Raw genomic sequence first — 20,142 nt, 5'->3', positions numbered from 1 at the left:
TTGCCGCAGGTATAGCCACCGAACTCCCGTCGGAATCCTTGACGTTGATGGTCCAGACCAATACGTTCCGGCTCATGCGCCGCATCAACCTTTCCCGGCTGTCCGTCGCCACCGTCGCAGCCGCCTCCCTCGGCCTGCTCGCCGCCCTCACCCCCTCGGCGGGCGCGGCACCCACCCACGACCGGCCCGCCGCACCCGCGTACAAGCGCGTGGGCTACTTCACCCAATGGGGCGTCTACGGACGGAACTTCCAGGTCAAGGACCTGGAGACGAGCGGTACCGCCGCCAAGCTCAGCCACATCAACTACGCCTTCGGCAACGTCAGCGCCGAGGGCAAGTGCTTCACCGGGAACGTCCCCGGCGAGGCCGACCCCTGGGCCGACTACGTGCGCCCGATCGACGCCGCCGGCTCGGTCGACGGCGTCGCCGACACCGCCGACCAGCCGCTGGCCGGCAACTTCAACCAGCTGCGCGAGCTGAAGGCCGCGCACCCCGGACTCAAGGTCATGATCTCGCTGGGCGGCTGGAGCTGGTCCACCCACTTCTCCGACGCCGCCCGCACCCCCGCCTCCCGCAAGGCCCTCGTCGCCTCCTGCATCGACCTCTACATCAAGGGCAACCTGCCCGTCGACGGCGCGCGCGGCGGCGCGGGAGCCGCCGCGGGCGTCTTCGACGGCATCGACATCGACTGGGAGTGGCCCGGCTCCGCGGGCGACACCGACACCGTCTTCCGCCCCGAGGACAAGCAGAACTTCACCGCCCTCGTACGGGAGTTCCGCACCCAGCTCGACGCGTACGCGAAGACCGAGCGCAAGCGGAAGCACTACGAGCTGTCGGCCTTCGTGCCCACCGCGCCCGCCAAGATCGACGCGGGCTTCGAGGTCCGGAAGATCATGCGCGACCTCGACTTCGTCAACCTCCAGGGCTACGACTTCCACGGCACCTGGGAGCCGGTCACCGCCCAGCAGTCCGCGCTCTTCGCGACCAAGGGCGACTTCAGCGTCGACCAGACCGTGAACGACTGGCTGCGGCGCGGCGCGCCCGCCCGCAAGCTCGTGGTCGGGATGCCGTTCTACGGGCAGGGCTGGACCGGCGTCACCGGCGGCGGAACCGGCCTCGGCAAGCCCGCGACGGGCCCGGCGGCCGGCACCTGGGGCGCCGGCTCGGAGGACTACAAGGCCCTCAAGAAGCTGGCGGAGAGCGGCGCGACCACCGTCCACCGCGACCTCCGCAACGGCCACGCCTGGCTGTTCGACGGCACCACCTTCTGGACCTACGACGACCCGCGCGTGCTGAAGACCAAGTCGGCGTACGTCCGGGCCAAGGGCCTCGGCGGGGCGATGTTCTGGTCGCTGGACGGGGACACCCCGGACGGCGAGCTGATCACCGCCGTGAACGGCGTCCTGGGCGGCCGCCGCTGACCCGCCGCCGGACGTGAGAAGGGCCCGGTCCTCGTGCGGACCGGGCCCTTCTCGGCCGTGACAGGCCGGACGGCCTTGGGCTGTACGGCCTTGGGCTGTACGGCCGGTCAGACCTTCTCGTTCCCGTGGGTGCTGGAGTCGGCGAGGCCGAGCGCCCGGCGGGCCGGGGCCTCGATCGCCGGGTCGAGGGTGTCGAAGGCCTTGTCGTACTCCGCCCAGAACGCCTCCTCGTCCTTCGCGCCCGCGACCTTGCGCCAGGACTTCGCGGCGGCGTCGAGCTTCTCGGAGAGCCCGACGACCGGCCCGGAGACGTTGGCGGGCCAGCGGCGGGTGCGCAGCCCCTGGCTCTCCGCCGTGACGGTCGAGAGCACCTCCTGGGCCCACGCCCGGTTGGCGGCGAGGTCCACGTCGGCGTCGTCCTCGGGCTCCTTCATCAGGGCCGCGTCGATCGCGTTGACGGCCAGCAGGAAGGCGTGCTGGTCGGCGTTGAGGGTCAGCCCGTCCCGGCGCAGGGAGCCGGCGAACGGCTCCTTGTCGGTGCCGTAGGTGCAGGTCACCGTACGGTCGCCGCCTCGCCAGGAGATGCTGGTGGGCAGGTAGTAGTAGGTCCAGACGTCCTCGGGGACGGCCCACTTGTCCAGGGTGTAGGCGTCGTTGATCTCCTGGCAGCGCTCCTCGGCGAGGCCGTCGAGGGCCTTCTCGCCGGGCCACTTGTCATAGCCGGTGATCTTGTAGTTCCCGGTGACCTCGCCCTCGTGGGGCTTGGCGCAGTCGACGATGCGGACGTCCGCCGTGTACGACTCCATCTTGCCGGGCACGTCGAAGCACTCGCCCTTGCGCAGCGAGAACGCGGACTTCGAGGAGGCGGCCTTGTCGGCCTCGTCCCGCACGCCCTCCCAGAACGCGGTGAAGCTCCCGGTCACGAAGCCGAGCACGATGAGCAGGCAGCTCACCGTGGACAGGGCTATGCCGGCGATGGCGAAGCCCTTGCCCGTCTGGCCCTTCCTCTTGATCTGCGGCAGCGCGATCAGGCCGAAGACCAGCCCGAGGGGCGGCAGACAGCAGACGACACCGGAGACGAAGGAGGCGACGGCCAGGCCGTTGGTGCCGGGCCGGGCCGGCGCCCCGTAGGGCCCGGGCGCGCCGCCGGGCCCCTGCGGACCGTAGGGGCCGTACGGGCCGGGCTGCGCGTAGGGGCCCGGGGCGCCGGGATACGGACCGGGGGCACCGTACGGCCCCGGCGGCACGGGCCCGGCGGGCGCCCCGTACGGCCCGGCGGGCGGCGCGGGCACGGGCGGCACCGGCGGTGCGGCGGCGGGCGGCGCATCGGCGGGAGCGGCGGGAGCGGCGGCGGGCGGCGCGTCGGCGGGAGCGGCGGGAGCGGCGGCGGGCGGCTCGGCGACCCCGGGCTCGGCGACCCCGGGCTCGGCGCGCTCAGCGGCCACGGGCTGGGCGGGAGCCACCGGTTCAGCGGCCACCGGCTCGGCGGGAGCCACCGGCGCGTCGGCCTCCGCGGCCTCGGCGGGCACCGGCTCCGCGGCGGGAGCCTTGTCGAGCCCCGCCTTCGGCTGCTCGTCGGCGGGTGGTTCCGGGGTTCCCGGGGCCGGAGAATCCTGGGGCGGCTGGGACGGGTCCACGAGTACGGGGCTCCTCGGGGCGGGCGGATCGGCGATCGAACGGGCGCGCGCATCGTACGTGGTCCGTGGCCCGTACCGGTATCCGGTATCGGCCGGGGACGGCGCCGAGGGGGTGGCCGCCGGCTCCGGCGACCACCCCCTCCCCCGTCATGCGGGCCCGCGCCGCGCGCTCAGGCCCTCGTCGTTCCGCCGAGCGTCAGAACTGCAGCGCCCAGGAGTCGATCTTGCCGGTGTCGGCCGCGGCGTTGTCCGTGACCCGCAGCTTCCAGGTGCCGTTCGCGACCTCGGAGGAGGCGTTCACGGTGTAGGTGGTGTTGATGTTGTCCGTGCTGCCGCCGGTGCCGAAGGCCTTCAGGGTGTAGGCCGAGCCGTCGGGGGCGATCAGCTGGACCTGGAGGTCGCCGATGTAGGTGTGCACGATGTTCACCGGGACCTGGAGGGCGGCCGGGGCGTTGCCCGTGACGCCGGTGACGGTGACCGGGGACTCGACGGTCGCGTTGTCGTTGATCGCGTAGTCCGTGGTGTTCTCGAACTTCTTGCCGGGCGGCGGGGTGGTGCCGCCGCCGCCGACGAAGAGCAGCCGGTTCGGGGAGCCGCTGCCGGGGCTGGTCACGACGTTCGGGGTCGCCGCGTTCACCAGGGCCGTGGCCACCTGCGCCGGGGTGGCCGTCGGGTTGTCGGCCAGCCACAGGGCGGCGGCGCCGACGACGTGCGGGGTCGCCATCGACGTACCGGAGATGGTGTTGGTCGCCGAGTCGCTGCTGTTCCAGGACGAGGTGATGGACGAGCCGGGGGCGAACAGGTCCAGGCCCGCGCCGTAGTTGGAGTAGCCGGCCTTGGCGTCGGTGGACGTCGTGGCGCCGACCGTGATCGCCTCGGCGACCCGGGCGGGCGAGTGGTTGGCCGCGTTGTCGGTCTCGTTGCCGGCCGCGACGCCGTAGGTGACGCCGGAGGCTATGGAGCGGCGCACGGCGTCGTCGAGGACGGAGTCGACCCCGCCGCCGAGGCTCATGTTGGCGACGGCCGGCTTGACCGCGTTCGCCGTCACCCAGTCGATGCCCGCGACGACCTGCTCGGTGGTGCCGGAGCCGGAGTTGTCGAGGACCCGGACGCCGACGATCTTCGCCTTCTTGGCCACGCCGTACGCGTTGCCCGCGACGGTGCCGGCGACGTGGGTGCCGTGGCCGTGCCCGTCCTGCGCGGTGTTGTCGTTGTCGATGGCGTCGTAGCCGTAGGAGGCGCGCCCGCCGAAGTCGCTGTGGGTGATGCGGACGCCGGTGTCGATGATGTACGCCGTGACGCCCTGGCCCGCGCTGTCCGGATAGGTGTAGCTCTGGTTCAGCGGGAGGGCCTTCTGGTCGATCCGGTCCAGGCCCCAGGACGGCGGGGAGGGCTGGGTGCCGTCGACGTGGAAGACGCGGTTCTGGCTGACCTTCTCGACGGCGGGGTCGGCGGCGAGCTTGCGCGCCTGCGGCTCGGAGAGCTCGACGGAGTAGCCGTTGAGGGCGGCGGTGTACGTCCGCTTGATCTTCGCGCCGAACTTCGTCGCGATCGCCCGGCCCCGCGCGGTCTCCGCCTGCGCGGCGGACTCGCGGAGGGTGACGATGTAGCTGTTGGCGACGGTGCCCTCGGCGCCGGCGTTCAGGATGACGCCTTCGGCGCCGGTCCCGGCGGCGGTGGCCGGGACGGCGGCGAGGGAGCCGAGCGCGAGGGCGGCGACGGCGACGGCGCTCGCGGCGGCCAGCCTGCGCCTGGAATCACGCATCACGGACATGTGAGGGGTCCTCCTCATTGGTGGTGCGCTGCTGTGTGGGGGTACGGCAGAGCCGCGACAGGTGCATGACAAAGGGCACAGGGATGCCCGGGCCGTTCGTCGTGTCGGGGTGCCGAGCGAAAGGCTGGCGGATGCGCGGGAATCGCACAAGGGCGCCTGACGCGACGTCACATACCCGCCACACCGCTGCCATGCTGGCGCCCATGACCGCCTACGTGTGCCCCCGCTGCCAGGTCCACGCCCCCGGCTCCTCGCTCACCTGGTGCTGTCCGCGCTGCCGCGGTCCCTGGGACCTGGAGTTCACCTCGGCACCCGTGTCCCTCCCGTCCCTCGGGCCACGGGTGAACTCCCTGTGGCGTTACGAGGAGGTCCTCCCGCTCGCGACCGAACCGCCCCACAGCACCCGGGCACCCCACGTGACCCTCGGCGAGGGCCGTACCCCGCTGGTGCCCCTCGACGGCACCGTCTCGGCCAAGCTCGACTTCCTCATGCCGACCCTGTCCTTCAAGGACCGGGGCGCCGTCATGCTCGCCGAACTCGCCCGCCGGCTCGGCCCCCGCACCGTGCTCGCCGACAGCAGCGGCAACGCGGGCACCGCGATCGCCGCCTACTGCGCCCGCGCCGGACTCGACTGCGCCGTGTACGTGCCCGAGGCCACCTCCGCCAAGAAGCTGGAGCAGATCCGCGCCCACGGCGCCCGGACCGTCGTCGTCCCCGGCGACCGCGAGGCCACCGCGCGGGCCGCCCGCGCCGCGGCCGGCGAGCCCGGCGTCTTCTACGCCTCGCACGTCCACAACCCGCACTTCCTGCACGGCACCAAGACCTACGTCTACGAGCTCTGGGAGGACCTCGGCGGCCGGCTCCCCGACACCCTCGTGCTGCCCGTCGGCAACGGGACGCTGCTGCTCGGCGCCGCCCTCGCCGTCGAGGAGCTGCTGGCCCACGGGCTCGTCGAACGGCGCCCCGCGCTCGTCGCCGTCCAGGCCGAGGCGGTCGCCCCGCTGGCCGCCGCCTTCCGCGCGGGCGCGGCCGAGCCCGAGGCGCCCGCCCCGGTCCGCCCCACCCTCGCCGAGGGCATCGCCATCCCCGCGCCCCCGCGCGCCGCCCAGATCCTGCGCGCGGTACGCGCCTGCGGCGGCACCTTCCGCACCGTCACCGAGGAGCAGCTGCGGGCCGCCCAGCTCGACCTCGCCCGCCGGGGCCTGTACGTCGAACCGACCGGCGCCGCCTGCTGGGCGGCCGTCCGCGCGGCGCCCGCGCTCCCCGGCACGACGGTGCTGCCGCTGTGCGGGGCGGGGGCGAAAACGGGACTGGCCGCCTGAGCGGGCAGGCGGCGCAGTCGGTCCGGGAAAGGCGGTTCCCGGGCGGGATCAGAACTCGTCGGCACCGTTGCGGAGCTCGTACGTCCAGTAGCCGGTCTTCGCGACGGCCTCGTCGACGGCCAGGCCGCCCGCCGGGGCCTTGACGACGACGCTGCCCTCGGCCGGGTCGGCGCCCGCGAAGAGGTTGACGTTGAAGCTGTTCACGACCTTGTTGTCCTCGTGCACGCCGCCGAGCGCGATCCGCACGTTGGCGTACGCGGGCGCGCCGGGCTGGAGCACCACCGGAGCGGCGGGCTTGCTCTTGGCGACGGCCGGGACGTCCTTGGCGGTCTGGATCGGGCCGAAGGCGATCAGCGGGTAGCCGTACAGGCGGCAGGTCTTGCCCGAGGTGTTGGTCGCCGTGAGGGTGATGTGCTCGGTCGGCGTCTCGTCGGCCTTCGCCGCCGTGATCTTCACGTCGTTGTACGCGCAGGCGGGCGCGTTCGCCGAGGACTTGCCGGTCGAGGCGTTCTTGGCGGACCCGCCGGTCGAACCGCCGGCCGTCGAGCCGCCGGTCGAGCCGCCCGCCGTCGAGCCGCCCGCGGTGCCGCCCCCGGTGCCGCCGGTGGTCCCGCCCGTCGCGGTGCCGCCCTTGGTCGAGGCGCCGGTGGTGGTGGCGTCTCCCGCGCCGCCCGTCGAGCCGCCCGCCTGGCCCTGGGACGCCGAGGCGGCGCCCTCGTCGCGGGTGGCGGCGTCGTCGCCGCCACCACAGGCGGTGAGGCCGAGCGAGAGGACGGCGACGGCGGTGACGGCCAGGACGGTGCTCTTGCGCTGCGTACGCATGATGGTGCTCCCCCGTGGGAAAAGACGATGGTTCGGTCCGCCGGCCTCCCCGTTCGATGCCGACACCATCTACCTTCCCCCCTCGCCCTGCCGTCCCGCTTGCGTACCGCTAACGCCCCGTCGCCGCCTCCTTGGCGAGCCCGCGCGCGGCGGCCGAGACGTCCGCGAGCAGGGCGTCGATGTCGTCCTCGGTCGTCGTCGGGTTGAGGAACACCAGCTTCAGGTGGACCCGCGGGGTGCCGTCCGGGCCGGCGATCCTCGTCCGGGCCAGCAACGCCTTCCCGTCCGCCATCAGCCGCCTGCGCACCGCCGCGTTCCAGGCGCTCTCGTCGGCCGGCGCCGCGTCCGAGCCGGGCGCGCAGCGGAAGATCACCGTGCTCAGCAGCGGCTCGGCGAGCAGTTCCAGGCCCTCGGCGGCGGCGATCCGGCCCGCCGCGTACCGGGCCTGCGCGTGGCAGGCGTCCACCCAGTCGCCCATGCCCTCGCGGCCGACCGTGAGCAGGGTCGCGGCCATCTTGAGGGCGTCGGAGCGGCGGGTGGTCTGGAGCGAGGTGCCGAGCAGCGCGGTGAAGCCGAGGGCCTCGTCGTCGGAGGGGTTGAGGTAGACCGCCTGCTCGTCCAGGCACTCCATGTGCCGCCGCTCGCGCACCACGACCACGCTCGACGAGGCGGGCACCCAGCCGAACTTGTGCAGGTCGAAGGCGACCGAGTCGGCCCGGTCCAGGCCGGTCAGCAGCGGGGCCAGGGTCCGGGAGAACAGCGCGCCGATGCCGTAGGCGGCGTCCACGTGCAGCCAGATGCCGAACTCGGCTGCCAGGTCAGCCAGTTCGGGCAGCGGGTCGAAGGAGCCGTGGTCGGTGGTGCCGGCCGTGGCGACGAGGGCGACGGGCACCTCGTCGGGCGCGAAGCCCTCGACGATCCGGCGGGCCTCGGCGGCGAGCATCCGGCCCCGGTCGTCCACCGGCACCTTGACCACGGCCGAGCGGCCGAGCCCGAGGAAGCCGGCGGCGCGGGCGACCGAGAAGTGGGCGGCGGCGGAGCACAGGATCCGGGGCCGGACCGCGCGGCCCGCGAGCCCGGCCGCCGACACCTCGCCCGCCCCGCCGGAGTCCTTCAGCGCCCGGTCGCGGGCGAACAGCAGCCCCATCAGGTTGGAGATCGAGCCGCCCGGCGTCAGGGTGCCGCCCGCCCCGGCGCCGAAGCCGACCCAGGAGGCCATCTCGGCGATCAGCCGCCGCTCCAGCTCCAGCGCGAAGGGCCCGCTCTCCCAGGCGTGCAGCGACTGGTTGAGCGCGGCGGCGAGCAGTTCGGCGGCGGCGGACGCGGCCGTCGGGGCACACTGCATCCGGGCCACGGCCGAGGGGTGGGTGAGGTCGACGGACCAGCGGGCGTACGCCTCGAACAGCTCCGTCACCTTCGCGGCGGCGGGCTCCTCGGCGAGGAAGCGCCCGTCGCCCAGCAGCTCGGCCACGGCGGCCACCGCCGCCTCCGGGCCGCCGGCGGCGACCGGGCCGCCGGCGGCGACCGGGCCGCCGCGCTTGAGGGCCGCGTCGCCGAGCGCGCCGAGCGCCGCGTCGAGGAGGGTCCTGAGCTGCTCCAGGCCCTCGGGTCGGCCCGCGAGCGCTGCCTTGCTGCCGGTGGAGATCATGACTTGTCGGTTCCTTCGGTGAGGGCGGGAGGGGAGACCGGTACGGGGGCGGTCCGGGCACCGGGATCGGCACCGGCACCGCGATCGGGCGCGGGTCCGGATCCGGATCCGGGGGCCTTGCGGGAGCCCCGGATGACGCCGATCGACGCGACGACCACCGCGACCAGACCGGCGGCCTGGGCGAGCGAGAGCGTCTCGCTCAGCACGAGCAGGGCGACCAGCGCGCCGATCGCCGGCTCCAGGCTGAGCAGCACGCCGAAGACGGTGGCCGAGACCCGGCGCAGGGTCTCCATCTCGCAGGTGTACGGGACGAGCGAGGACAGCATCGCGACGCCGAAGCCGAAGGCCAGCACCTCGGGCCGGGCCAGCGTCCCGGCCCCCTCGGCGAGCCCGGCGGGCAGCGAGCAGAGCGTGCCGAAGGCCATGGCGAGCGCGAGCCCGCCGCCGCCCGGCAGCACCGCGCCGACCCGCTTCGACAGCGGCACGTAGGAGCCCCAGAAGACGGCGCAGGCCAGCGCGATCAGCAGCCCGGTGAGCCCGGCCGCGCCGCCCTGCCAGCCGAGCAGCCCGATGCCGAGGGCGGCCAGCACGATCCACAGCCGGTCGGCGGCGCGCCGCGAGGCGAAGCCCGCGACGGCCAGCGGGCCGGCCATGCCGACCGTCAGCGCCACGCCGACCGGCATCCGGGCCATGGCCAGGTAGAAGCAGATGTTCATGCCCGCGATGGCCACGCCGAGCGCCGCCACCGACCCGGCCGTGCGCCGGTCCAGGCGCAGCGAGGGCCGCCACCACAGCAGCAGCACGAGGGCCGAGAAGCCGAGCCGCATCAGGGTGATGGTCGCCGGTCCGACGGTGCCGAACAGCTGCTTGGCGAAGGCCGCGCCGAGCTGGGTGCTGACCATGCCGACGAGCATGAGCGCGGGCGCCGGGACCACGCCGAGGCCCAGGCCCCGGCGGGCCCGGCCCGCCGCCGCGCCCGAGGGCGCCCCCGTGCCCGCACCCGTGCCCGTACGCGTCGGCGCGCTCGTTCCGATGTCGACACTCATGGCGTCAGCAGCACCTTGCCGGTCGTGCCGCGCCCTTCGAGCAGCTCGTGCGCCCGCGCCGCCTCGGCCAGCGGCAGCCGGGCGCCCACCTCGGGACGGACGACGCCCTGGGCGACGTAGCGGAACAGCTCGGCCGCCGCCGCCCGCAGCGAGGCGGCGTCCGGCACGTGGTCGGCGAGGGTCGGGCGGGTCAGGTAGAGCGAGCCGGAGGTGCGCAGCAGCTCGACGTCGAAGGGCGGTACGGGGCCGCTGGACAGGCCGCAGACGACGAGGGTGCCGCGGCGGCGCAGCGCCTTCACGCTGGTCTCGAAGGTGGCGGCGCCGACCGAGTCGTAGACCGCGTGGGCGCCCTCGCCGCCGGTGAGTTCGCGGACGGCGGTGTCGAAGTCCTCGTAGGGCACGGCGTGGTGGGCGCCGGCCGCGAGGGCGGTCTCGCGCTTCTCCTTGGTGGAGGCGACGGCGACGACGGTGGCGCCCCGGTGCGCGGCGAGCTGGGTGAGCAGCCGGCCGAGCCCGCCCGCGGCGGCGAGGACGACGACGGTCTCGCCGGCGGCCACCGGGTGGCTGGTGTGGCTGAGGTAGTGCGCGGCCAGGCCCTGGAGCAGCACGGCCGCGGCGTCGTCGAGGGTGACGCCCTCCGGTACGGAGACCAGCTTGGCGGCGGGGACGGCGGTGTACTCGGCGTAGGCGCCGAGCTGGGTGGCGTAGGCGACCCGGTCGCCGACGGTGATCTCGTCGACGCCCTCGCCGACGGCGGTCACGACGCCGGCCGCCTCCTGGCCCGGGACCAGCGGGTACGCGGCCGGGTAGGTGCCGTTGCGGTAGTAGACGTCGATGAAGTTGAGGCCGACGGCGGCGTTGCGGACGACGACCTGGCCGGGCGGGGCGACCGGTTCGGGCAGCTCGGTGGGGAGGAGGGCGGAGGGGGCACCGGCCTCGGTGACATGGACGGCTCGCATCGGATCAGTTCCTCGGTTCGGTGAGCACGGCGGCGGGGGCGGGGGCGGAGACGGGCGTCGGGGCGGCGGAGGCGGCGGGGGGCCGTTCCTCCTCGCGGAACACGTGGCGGAAGTGGTTGATGTCGCCGGTCAGTCCGCGCATCAGCGCGTCCAGGGCCGGGTCCGGGCCGTCCACCGCGTGCAGCAGCTCGGTGTTGCGGGCCACGTGGGCGGCGGAGAAGGGCAGCGCGCCGGTGGACAGGTAGCGGATCGCGCCCGAGCGGTCGCGGCGCGGGATGAGGTCGGAGCGGGCGTAGCGGCTGGCGCTGAACGGGATGTCGAGCCGGCCTTCGGCGAAGGCGCCGACGACGGCCCCGATCAGGTCGGGGGCGGCCAGCAGCGGCTCGACCAGGTCGGCGACCTCGGCCAGGATCCACTCCAGCTCCCGGGCCACCTGGTCCTCGTCGACCCGGATGAAGTCGAGCAGCGGCGAGTTGGCGCGGTCGGCGAGCCGCAGGCCCTCCACGTTGGCGGTGGTGTCGGGGATCCCGTACGCCTCCTGGTGGGTCTTGGTGATCAGCTTGGAGGCGCCGCCGAGGCGGGCGACCAGGGCCCCGTAGAAGATCAGGTCCTCGGCGTTGCCCCGGTCGCGCGGGAAGACGCCCATGAACTCGTGGAGCACCGCGTGGACCGTGACACCGTCCGGCAGGTAGCGCTCGGCGAGGACGGCGATGGCGCGCAGCGCGGCGACGTCCTGGGCGAGGTGGCCGCCCTGCGGGTAGGCGACGGAGATGCAGCGGACCCCGGCGCGGGCGGCGAGCACGGCCTCCAGGACGCTGATCGCGAGGCTGATCGACGGCGGCACGAGCACGGCGGTGAGCGTGCCGAACAGCTCCCGGTCGACGACCACCCCGTGCTCGGCGAGTTCGCCGCACCGCCGGTCCACGTCCTGCCAGGCGCCGAGGGAGTCGGCGAGCGGCACGGCCTTGGAGTACGGCAGGTTGTACGAGATGCCGCCGCCCTCGAAGGAGGTGATGCCGGAGGCCACGGACACGTCGAACAGGGTGCGGGCGTCCGGCGAGCCGTGCCGGATCTCCAGCGGCGCGGCGACCAGCTCGTTGAGCTCGCGCCCGCGCCGCCAGCCGTGCGCGACCATCGGGTAGCCGTTGAGGTCGGCGGGGCGCAGGTTGAGGGTGCGCAGGGCCTCCTCGAAGCGCAGCAGCCGGGTGTGCGAGTCGATGGTGAGGGTGAGGATGTCGGGCCTGGCCTCGGCCTCCAGGGTGGCGAGGAGCGCCTTCATCTCCTCGTGGCCGCCGACGCCGCAGCGGGGCTGGATGGCGACCCGGCCCTGGGCGCGGCAGCGGTCCAGGACCTCGGCCGCGGTGGGCTTGCCGAGCGCGCGGATGTACGCGGCGGATTCGGCGGGCGTCGGCAGCGGGGCCGCCGCCAGGTCGGGGTGCGGGGCCGGGCCCCGGGCCGGCAGGGAGGTGAGGCTCATGAGGCGGCCCGCCCGGCGGCCAGGGCGGTGCGCTCGCGCTCGGCGCGCAGCGCGTCGAGCAGGCCCGGCAGTTCGGAGGGGTCGGACAGGATGTGGTCGACCCCGGCCGCGTACAGCCGCTCGTGCGAGGAGCCGTCCTTGTGGCTGCCGACCGAGAGGTTGCCGCCGACGATGACGGGGCAGCCGATCCGGCCGGACTGCTTGGCCTTGTCGAGGCCGCGCAAATCCTCGTGGACGTGCCCGTTGAGGCTGCCGATGACGACGGCCTCGGCCTCGGGGTGCCGGGCGCACGCCTCGGCGAACTCGTCGACGGGGGTGCAGGTGCCGAGGTTGACGACGTCGAAGCCGAGACCGCGCAGCGAGTAGGCGATGAGGTGGTTGGCCACGGCGTGGCTGTCGCTGGCGGCGACGCCGAGGATGACCGTACGAGCCGCTTGTTCCTGGTGGGAGGTGGTTCGCATCGATGGGTTCCTGAATCCGGAGTGGGCAGACGGTGGGGAGGCGGGGCGCTCGGCGCCGCGCGCCGGGCCGGGGCCGCGAGGGCCCCGGGCGGGCGCGGCGGCGGCTCAGTCGTCGAAGGCGGCGAACAGCTCGCGCTTGCTGACGGACTTGAGGCGCTTCACGTCGAACTCCTCCGCGTCGGCCGAGGACAGCGAGTCGAAGACGTAGCTGATCGCGGGGACCAGGCCCCACACCTCGTGGTACGGCGGCCGGTTGGGGTCGCCGGCGGCCAGGGCCTCCTCGGCGTCCCGCTGGCGGGCGAAGATGTAGTTCGACCAGTCGTCGCTGCGCGGGTGGCGGTGGTGGTAGTCGTGGACGACGGTGTCGCCGGTGAGCACCAGGTAGCGGGCCGGGGCGTGCACGAACAGCGTCCGCAGCGTCCAGCGGGTCCAGCCGAGGGCGCGCCGGACGGCGGGCAGCTCGGGCGAGGGGGCCGCGTCGCCGATGAAGATGGCGTTGGTCAGCGAGGTGAAGTAGGCGCGGCTGCGCCGGTCCTCGACGCCCTTGACCGGGAAGGTGTGCTTCACGCACAGGCGCAGGGTGTTGCTGATCTGGAAGAGCGGCACGAGCGGGACGAACCAGACCACGAGCAGCGCCTGCCAGGTGCCGGTCAGGACGGTGGCGGCGACGGCCGTGCCGTACAGGGCGAGCGCGGTGACCTTCTCGCTGCGGGCGGACTCCTTGGAGAAGGAGAGGATCCGGGAGACCGAGAAGGCGAAGTGGAAGCGCGGCGAGACCAGCTTGAGCAGCAGCCGGCGCCACATCTGCCGCCGGGTCATCCCCGGGTGCATGTCGAGGCTGACCAGGAACGCCTGGACCGTGGGGTCCTGGAGGGTCATGTGGCCCAGGGCGTGGTGGTCGGCGACGTGCTCACGGCTGTAGCGGGCGAAGTTCTGGATGACGAGCAGGCTCGATATCGCGTGGCCGATGGCCTTGTCGGGCTTTCGGCTGCGGTACATGTTCCGGTGCGAGCACTGGTGGTAGACCATCATCCGCAGGTTGCGCATCCCGTGCAGGGTCATCGCCCAGCCGGGAAGAAGCAGCAGCAGCGCGAGACCGCCGAGCGCGTAGCCGGTGACGCTGACGCCGAGGCCGACGAGGAGCGAGGCCGTCGCGGTCACCAGGTGGAAGGTGGGCGTCCAGCCGAGGGAGCGCTGTCCGGGCAGGGCACGGCCGGTGAAGACCGTCAGCGGGTACTGGAGGAAGCCGGGCAGCACGGCCATGCTCTGGCGCGGCTCCACGGCGACGGGCGGCCGGGGCAGCGGCTGCCGCGCGGACCCCGCCCGCTCCTGGGCCGGGGGCCCGGCCGGGGCGGCGCGGCGGGCGGCGGGGGCTTCCGGGTTGATCACTGACATGAGGACTCCTGGAGACTCGATGTGTGGGGTGACCGGGTGCGGCCGGCGGACGGGCCTTTCGCGCTGACGGACGGCGGGGCGGTGCTACTGGTCCACGACGCGGACGGTCGCGGCGGCCAGGAGGCGGCACTGGCAGGCGAGGCGGTGGTTGCCGTCGGCCCAGCCCAGGTCCTCCAGGAAGTCGGCCTCCTCGGGATCGCGCTCGCCGAGGGCCTCGGCGCCGTCGATGACCTCGACGACACAGGCGCCGCAGGCACCGGAGCGGCAGCCGAACGGGATCAGCGGCTCGGACGTCTCGTACTCGATGTCCGTCAGGGGCGAGCCCTGCGCCAGGGCCACCTCGACGCCGTCCGGCATGAGTGTGAGCGTGTGTTTCATCGCTTCCAGGTCCCCTCTGTACGGGTGGGAGTGGTGGGTTCGCGCCGGGACCGGGCTCAGACGAGCACGGCGAGCGGCGCGGGTACGGGCGCGGTGCCGGGCGCGGTGACGGCGGGCTCCGCGGCGGGCGCGGGAGTGGCGACGGCGGCGGGCGCGGGAGCCGGCGACGGCGACGGCGACGGCGACGGCGACGGCGACGGCGGCACGGTGTCGGAGGAGTGCTCCGGCGCCAGCCGCTCGCCCGGCCGCAGGGCCACCGCCGCGTGGTTGACGGCGGTGCCCGCCTCGCCGAAGCCGACGGAGATCAGCGGGACCCGGCCCGGGTAGGTGCAGCCGTCGCCGACCGCGTACACCCCCGGCAGGCTGGTCCGCATGGACTGGTCCACCCGGATCCGGCGGTGCTCCAGCTCCAGGCCCCAGTCGCCGACCGGGCCCAGCCCGGAGGAGAAGCCGAGCGCCGCGACCAGCGCGTCGGCGGGCAGCTCCAGGGTCCGGTCGCCCGCGCGGACCTCGACCCGTTCGAGCCGGTCGGCGCCGTGGCAGGCGACGACCTGCGCGTCGGTCAGGATCCGCACCGAGGAGGCGTGGAGCTGCCGGACGCTGTAGTCGTGGGCCCGGAAGGTGGCCCGCCGGTGGACCAGGGTCACGCTGCGGGCGATCGGCTCCAGCGCGAGCGCCCAGTCCACCGCGCTGTCGCCGCCGCCGACGACCACCACGTCCCGCCCGCCGTGGTCGGCGAGCCTCGGCACGTGGTAGGCGACACCCCTGCCCTCGTACGGGATCGAGCAGGGCAGCTTGCGCGGGACGAAGCGGCCGAGTCCGGCGGCGACCACGACGGCGCCCGCGTGGATCCGGGTGCCGTCGTCGGCGCCGAGCGTCCAGCCCTCACCGCGCGGGGTGAGGCTGACGGCCGTGCGGCCGAGGAGGTACGTGGTGCCGAAGGGCGCGGCCTGCGCGAGCAGGTTGTCGACGAGCTGCCGGCCCTTGATGCCGGGGTGTCCGGCCACGTCGTACAGCAGCTTCTCGGGGTACATCGCCGAGACCTGGCCGCCCGGCTCGTCGAGGGCGTCGATCACGGCCACGGACAGGCCCCGGAAGCCCGCGTAGTAGGCGCCGTAGAGCCCGGCGGGCCCGGCGCCCACGATCGCGACATCCACCGTGGTCCCGGCGACTTCGTTCACGGACTTCCCCGTTTCTCTGCGATGCGCCAAGCGAACGCCCGATGGGCACGCGCCCCGGAGGACGGATCGCCCCCCGACCCGATGAACCATACAGAACGTTCGCTTTGTTTTTCTAGGGGTTTTCGACGCCTCCCCCACCTCACGAGCCCCCGCGAAACCCTCCGGAGGCGTCCAGCAAGCCCCCTCAGGCCCCCTCAAGCGGCCCTCAGGCCCCGCCCGCCGCGACCCCGGCCAGCGCCAGCCGCCAGATCCGCTCCATCCGGTCCGCGACGCTGCGCGTGACACTGGACGGACCGTGAGCACCCGCTCTGACCTGGGACTCCGCCCCGGCGAGCAGATAGACCACCATGTCCGCGAGGGTCTGTCTGAGCTCCTCGACCCGGGGCGAGCGCCCGCCCTCGTACGCCGCCACCAACTGGTCCCGCACGGCCGGCAGCCAGACCTCCGCCCACCGCCCCGCGCCCCCCGGACGCTCTCGGGCCAGCCGGACGGAGGAGCGCACGACCAGGTCCTCCTCCAGCAGTCCCACGAGCCCCACGGTCAGCCCGATGACCCCCTCCAGACCGGGCGCACGCCCCTCACACAGGCGCTCCACCAGGGCTTTCGTGATGGCGAGCCCCTCTTCCTCGACCGCGTCGGCGAGCGCCGACTTGGCGGGGAAGTGAAAGGTCAGGGCCCCCATCGAGACCGCCGCGAGCTCGCTGATGTGCGCCAGCCGGGCACCTTCGTAGCCGGCCTCGTCGAACTCGACCGCCGCCGCCCTGACCAGCGCGCCGCGCGTCCGCACGGCCCTCAGCTGCATAGCCATCCGACTGCTCTCCTTCTCTGCCTCCGATGCCCCCGCGTCTTCTGGTGCTCAAAAAATAGCAAGCGTTCTGTATGTTTGTGGGCCACCCACCGGCATTGACCCGAAGCCGCAGAAGGCGGAACGCGCGAAGGGGCGGCCGGGAAGACCCGGCCGCCCCCACGAGAGCCCGTCCTACCGCGCGGTGGACCCGCCGTCGACGGCCATGGCGCTGCCCGTGACGAAGGAGGAACGGTCACTGCACAGCCACAGGGCGGCCTGCGCCACCTCGTCGGGCGCCGACATGCGGTGCTGCAGCGAATCGGCCAGGAAGGTCTCCTCCAGGTCCGGGAAGGCGTCCAGGACGCCGTCCATCATCTCGGTCCTGGTCGCCCCCACCACCAGGGCGTTGACCCGGATGCCCTGCCGCGCGTAGTCCCAGGCCGCCGCCTTCGTCACCCCGATCACCGCGTGCTTCGCGGCGACGTACGCGGCCGACGCCCCGGTCGCCTTGAGCCCCGCCACGCTCGACGTGTTCACGATCGAACCGCCGGCCCCGGAGCCCAGCATCACCGGCAGCTGGTGCTTCATGCAGTTCCAGACCCCGCCCAGATTGACGCCGACGGTCCGCTCGTACGTCGCCTCGTCCATCTCGTGCAGCGGCACCCCCGCCGTCGCGTACCCCGCGTTGTTGAACGCGGCGTGCAGCCCGCCGAAGCTCTCCACCGCCAGCGCGACGGCCCGTTCGACCGCCGCCGAGTCCGTCACGTCGGCCGCCGCGGCGACCGCCCGCCCGCCCGCCGCGCGGATCTCCCCGACCAGCGCGTCCAGCCGCTCCTTGCGCCGCGCGACCAGCACCACCGCCGCGCCCTCGGCCGCGAACAGCCGCCCGGCCGCCGCCCCGATGCCGCTCGAAGCCCCCGTGACCATGGCCACCTTGCCGTCCAGCATTCCCATCGAACTCACGCTCCCCCTCTGTCCGTACCGAATCCGTTCAGCGCCCCGGCCCGAGGGCCGCGGCCTCCGCGTCGACGGTCCGCAGCAGCTCCCCGTCGACCGCGTGCAGCGAGTCCACCACATGCCGGACCCCGGCCTCGGCCATCAACTGCCGCTGGAAACTGTGCGCGAAGGAGCTCGGGTACCCGATGAACGGCATCCCGAGCCGCCCCGCCTCCTCCCCCACCCGGGCCACGTCGTCGATGACGAGCACCTGGTCGAAGGCCAGCCCGAAGTGGTCCGCGGCGATCTCCCGCAGCCCCGGCCTGACGTCGTTCGTGCAGATGTAGCCGGGCTCGTCGAAGAGCCCCGCGTACGTGCCGAGGAAGGCGTCGAAGTGCTCCTTGCCGAGCCCGCCGTAGCAGACGGTCGCGAGCCCGGCGGCCCGCAGCCGCTCCAGCAGCTCCACCGCCCCGTCGCTGATCCGCACCGGGTGCTCGGCGACGAACCGCGCCCGCTCCTCGAAGTACTCCTCCAGCGCCCGCTCCCCGGTCATGCCGCCGCCGATCGCCTCGGCCATCAGCCGCCCGGCGACGGCCCGCCGCTGGGAGAAGATGCCGCGCTCGACGTCGGCGGTGTAGGTGACGCCGCGGCTGACCAGGAAGTGGTGGATGACGGGGCTGAAGGTGTCCTCCAGCATGACCCCGTCGATGTTGACGGCGCAGAGGCGCAGATGGGCGAGCGGCTGAACCATGATGACGAATCCCCCTGAGAGATGAACGAGTCGGCCGGCCGGCCCCCGGCCGGCCCGAAGGAGCTCAACGCCCCCGGCAGCTGCGCGGCCCGGGAATCTTGCCGACCCGGCGGGACGGCCGGAGCGGAGTGGTGGTGACGTAGGCACGGAAGGCGGAGACCCCGTTCTGCTCCGCGTCGACACGGACCCGCCCCTCGGCGCCGTCCTCCATGGCCGCGTGGATCCAGCAGCGGGCGTCGAACTCGACGTACTGCGTGAAGACGACGTCCATGGCACTGGCGATCACCGGCCGGTCCCCCGCCGCGACGTGCGTGGCCTGCCGGGCGGCCTCCAGCAGCAGCATCCCGGGGGCGTGGTCGACCGGGTGGTCGAAGAGGAACGGGTGCGAGTGGTCCACCCGCAGCTCGGTCCTGAGCGGCGAGTCGGTGGGCGCGAGCACCACGTCGACGAAGCGGGACCGGGCCACCCGGCCCGGCGGCATCGGCGGCGCCAGCGGTACGGAACGCCGCACGGCCTCGTCGATGTCGGCGTAGGCGCCGCGCAGCCGCGGGTAGACGGCCGGCGACATGTCGGAGAAGGCGGTCTCCACCCAGCCCAGCCGGGCACCGTTCACGGTCATCTCGACGTCCATGCGCACGGAGACGAACCGGCCGGCCCGCCGGACCACGTCGGAGCAGCGGATGTCCATCTCGACCTCGGCGGGGCCGCCGGTGGCGACCAGGGCGGCGGGGTCGATCTCGTACCGGAAGGCGCTCCAGGTCTGCCGGTGCCCGAAGGGCACGCCGTAGGCCGCGTGGCTGAGCAACGGCACGGTCTGGCGCACGGATTCGGCGATCAGCAGCGGATCGTGGTGCCCGTTGACCGGCCCGTAGAAGGCGTGGTCGACCGGCCAGCGGGCGGTGACCTTGAACCGGTCGGACCCGACCGGGACCCAGCCGGTCAGCAGCACCTCGGACTCGACGGTCTTGTGGACGAACTCTCTCGGTATGGAGTGGGCGAGCAGGTCGTGCAGGTCACTTGGTCTCTCGCTGGCAACGGTGACGGACATCTGGATTCCCCCTGAGAAGCATGGAAAAGAGCTGGTGCGAGTGACAGACGCTGTTCCAGTGATGAAAATAAAGAATGCTCGTTTTGTTTTGCGCAAAGGAATAGTAAAGGAAGGCTCATTGCTTACCCAAGCGATTTCGGCCACGCCCGCTATTTCTTGACATGCCTCCCTTAACCGCCCAGACCCCCTGAGCTCCACCAGGGAGGTTGGCAGCACCAATGATCCTTGCGTAACATAAGAAATGTTCTGTTTGTTCTAGGAGGTACCGTGGCGCAGCAGCCGAAGCAGGAGAGGGCCATCCAGACCCGTAAGGAGATCCTGCGGGCCGCGGCAGTCGTCTTCGACAAGTCTGGCTTCGCCGGCGCGAGCATCAACCGCATCCTGACGGAGGCCGACCTGACGGCAGGGGCTCTCTACTTCCACTTCAAATCGAAGGAAGACCTGGCCCGCGCCGTGATGAACGCGCAGCCGGACTCGATCGTCCCCTGGCTCTCCTCGGAGGGCCTGCAGCGCCTGGTGGACATCACCCTGGTCTGGGCCCACCAGCTCCAGACGGACGTGGTGCTCCGCGCCGGCGTCCGCCTCACGAGCGAGCAGGGCTCCTTCGGCTTCCGCGACATCGCGCCGTACCAGGACTGGAGCCGCATCATGGCGGACTGCCTGCGCGTGGCGGCCGAGAAGGGCGAGCTCCTGTCGGGGATCGAGCCCTCGGAATTGGCCGAATTCGTCGTCGAGTCGTGTACGGGGATGCAGACGTACTCGGCGGTGGCGAGCGAGGACCGCGCCGACCTGGTGGACCGCGTGACCCGCATGTGGCGCCTCCTGATGCCCGGCATCGCGGTCCCGACGGTCATCGCCCGCACCGAGGTCAATCCGGCCAGGGCGAAGACGGCCCTGCGCGAGGCGACGGCATCGGCGGCGACGGCGGCACACCCCCACCCCACGCACTGAACGGCCGGCGAGGGCTTCCCTGGGGGAGCCCTCGCCCCTTCTCTCCCCCGCTCCCCCTGAACGCAGAAAAGCCCCGCACCATAAGGTGCGGGGCTTTCCCACAATGATTGTTCGGCGGCGTCCTACTCTCCCACAGGGTCCCCCCTGC

18 protein-coding genes are annotated in these 20,142 nt (G+C 73.4%); 3 read left to right on the top strand and 15 right to left on the bottom strand.

The genetic code is table 11. From position 1 onward, the window contains the following. Positions 1-74: 74 nt before the first annotated feature. Positions 75-1,421 (top strand): glycoside hydrolase family 18 protein, encoded by a 1,347-nt coding sequence (locus ACZ6J5_RS27020; RefSeq protein WP_469395750.1) that lies wholly within the window; start codon positions 75-77, stop codon positions 1,419-1,421. 107 nt (positions 1,422-1,528) lie between these two features. Here ACZ6J5_RS27020 and ACZ6J5_RS27015 read toward each other — a convergent pair whose 3' ends face one another. Both ACZ6J5_RS27015 and ACZ6J5_RS27010 read right to left on the bottom strand, forming a co-directional pair. Beyond that, positions 1,529-3,058: a DUF4190 domain-containing protein gene (locus tag ACZ6J5_RS27015; RefSeq protein WP_469395748.1), complete on the bottom strand. Its 1,530-nt coding sequence runs from the start codon at positions 3,056-3,058 to the stop codon at positions 1,529-1,531. 196 nt (positions 3,059-3,254) lie between these two features. After that, positions 3,255-4,832 carry a S8 family peptidase gene (locus ACZ6J5_RS27010; protein ID WP_469395746.1) on the bottom strand — a complete coding sequence of 526 codons (1,578 nt, stop codon included), beginning with the start codon at positions 4,830-4,832 and terminating at the stop codon, positions 3,255-3,257. A gap of 191 nt (positions 4,833-5,023) precedes the next feature. Between ACZ6J5_RS27010 and ACZ6J5_RS27005 the strand changes: the two genes are divergently transcribed. Beyond that, a complete protein-coding gene (locus tag ACZ6J5_RS27005; protein ID WP_469395744.1) occupies positions 5,024-6,154 on the top strand; it encodes a pyridoxal-phosphate dependent enzyme in 1,131 nt (376 codons plus the stop codon). Between the two features lie 48 nt (positions 6,155-6,202). On the opposite strand, the gene ACZ6J5_RS27000 is transcribed toward ACZ6J5_RS27005, so the two are convergent. The 13 genes from ACZ6J5_RS27000 to ACZ6J5_RS26940 form a co-directional block, all read right to left on the bottom strand. Further along, positions 6,203-6,976, bottom strand: coding sequence for a DUF4232 domain-containing protein (locus tag ACZ6J5_RS27000; RefSeq protein ID WP_469395742.1), 774 nt, complete (start codon positions 6,974-6,976; stop codon positions 6,203-6,205). 109 nt (positions 6,977-7,085) lie between these two features. After that, on the bottom strand, positions 7,086-8,624 hold the full coding sequence (locus ACZ6J5_RS26995; protein WP_469395740.1) for a pyridoxal phosphate-dependent decarboxylase family protein: 1,539 nt from the start codon (positions 8,622-8,624) through the stop codon (positions 7,086-7,088). Next, positions 8,621-9,670 (bottom strand): EamA family transporter, encoded by a 1,050-nt coding sequence (locus ACZ6J5_RS26990; RefSeq protein WP_469395738.1) that lies wholly within the window; start codon positions 9,668-9,670, stop codon positions 8,621-8,623. Before ACZ6J5_RS26990 ends, ACZ6J5_RS26995 begins: the two co-directional genes overlap by 4 nt. Beyond that, positions 9,667-10,629 (bottom strand): quinone oxidoreductase family protein, encoded by a 963-nt coding sequence (locus ACZ6J5_RS26985; RefSeq protein WP_469395736.1) that lies wholly within the window; start codon positions 10,627-10,629, stop codon positions 9,667-9,669. Before ACZ6J5_RS26985 ends, ACZ6J5_RS26990 begins: the two co-directional genes overlap by 4 nt. A gap of 4 nt (positions 10,630-10,633) precedes the next feature. Continuing rightward, the gene (locus tag ACZ6J5_RS26980) at positions 10,634-12,106 is read right to left on the bottom strand and encodes a methylaspartate mutase (RefSeq protein WP_469395734.1); all 1,473 of its coding nucleotides are present in this window, start codon (positions 12,104-12,106) and stop codon (positions 10,634-10,636) included. After that, complete coding sequence (locus ACZ6J5_RS26975) at positions 12,103-12,567, bottom strand: cobalamin-dependent protein (RefSeq protein WP_469395732.1); 465 nt, start codon at positions 12,565-12,567, stop codon at positions 12,103-12,105. The genes ACZ6J5_RS26980 and ACZ6J5_RS26975 overlap by 4 nt, the downstream gene beginning before the upstream one ends. 105 nt (positions 12,568-12,672) lie before the next feature. Continuing rightward, positions 12,673-13,962 (bottom strand): fatty acid desaturase, encoded by a 1,290-nt coding sequence (locus ACZ6J5_RS26970; RefSeq protein ID WP_469395730.1) that lies wholly within the window; start codon positions 13,960-13,962, stop codon positions 12,673-12,675. A gap of 84 nt (positions 13,963-14,046) precedes the next feature. Further along, positions 14,047-14,319 (bottom strand): 2Fe-2S iron-sulfur cluster-binding protein, encoded by a 273-nt coding sequence (locus tag ACZ6J5_RS26965; protein ID WP_469395729.1) that lies wholly within the window; start codon positions 14,317-14,319, stop codon positions 14,047-14,049. 77 nt (positions 14,320-14,396) lie between these two features. Further along, the gene (locus tag ACZ6J5_RS26960; RefSeq protein WP_469395727.1) at positions 14,397-15,521 is read right to left on the bottom strand and encodes an NAD(P)/FAD-dependent oxidoreductase; all 1,125 of its coding nucleotides are present in this window, start codon (positions 15,519-15,521) and stop codon (positions 14,397-14,399) included. A gap of 205 nt (positions 15,522-15,726) precedes the next feature. Continuing rightward, positions 15,727-16,329, bottom strand: a complete 603-nt coding sequence (locus tag ACZ6J5_RS26955) for a TetR family transcriptional regulator (protein WP_469395726.1) — start codon at positions 16,327-16,329, stop codon at positions 15,727-15,729. 171 nt (positions 16,330-16,500) lie between these two features. Next, positions 16,501-17,262 carry an SDR family NAD(P)-dependent oxidoreductase gene (locus tag ACZ6J5_RS26950; protein WP_469396073.1) on the bottom strand — a complete coding sequence of 254 codons (762 nt, stop codon included), beginning with the start codon at positions 17,260-17,262 and terminating at the stop codon, positions 16,501-16,503. Positions 17,263-17,299: 37 nt separating this feature from the next. Further along, complete coding sequence (locus ACZ6J5_RS26945; RefSeq protein ID WP_469395724.1) at positions 17,300-17,995, bottom strand: HAD family hydrolase; 696 nt, start codon at positions 17,993-17,995, stop codon at positions 17,300-17,302. Positions 17,996-18,059: 64 nt separating this feature from the next. After that, positions 18,060-19,043: a ScbA/BarX family gamma-butyrolactone biosynthesis protein gene (locus ACZ6J5_RS26940; protein WP_469395722.1), complete on the bottom strand. Its 984-nt coding sequence runs from the start codon at positions 19,041-19,043 to the stop codon at positions 18,060-18,062. Between the two features lie 267 nt (positions 19,044-19,310). On the opposite strand from ACZ6J5_RS26940, the gene ACZ6J5_RS26935 reads away from it, so the two are divergent. Then, complete coding sequence (locus tag ACZ6J5_RS26935) at positions 19,311-19,994, top strand: ScbR family autoregulator-binding transcription factor (RefSeq protein ID WP_469395720.1); 684 nt, start codon at positions 19,311-19,313, stop codon at positions 19,992-19,994. Positions 19,995-20,142: the final 148 nt, after the last annotated feature.

The sequence above is a fragment of the Streptomyces sp. NPDC042100 genome, assembly GCF_055582325.1.
This window is presented reverse-complemented; position numbering and strand designations above follow the sequence as displayed.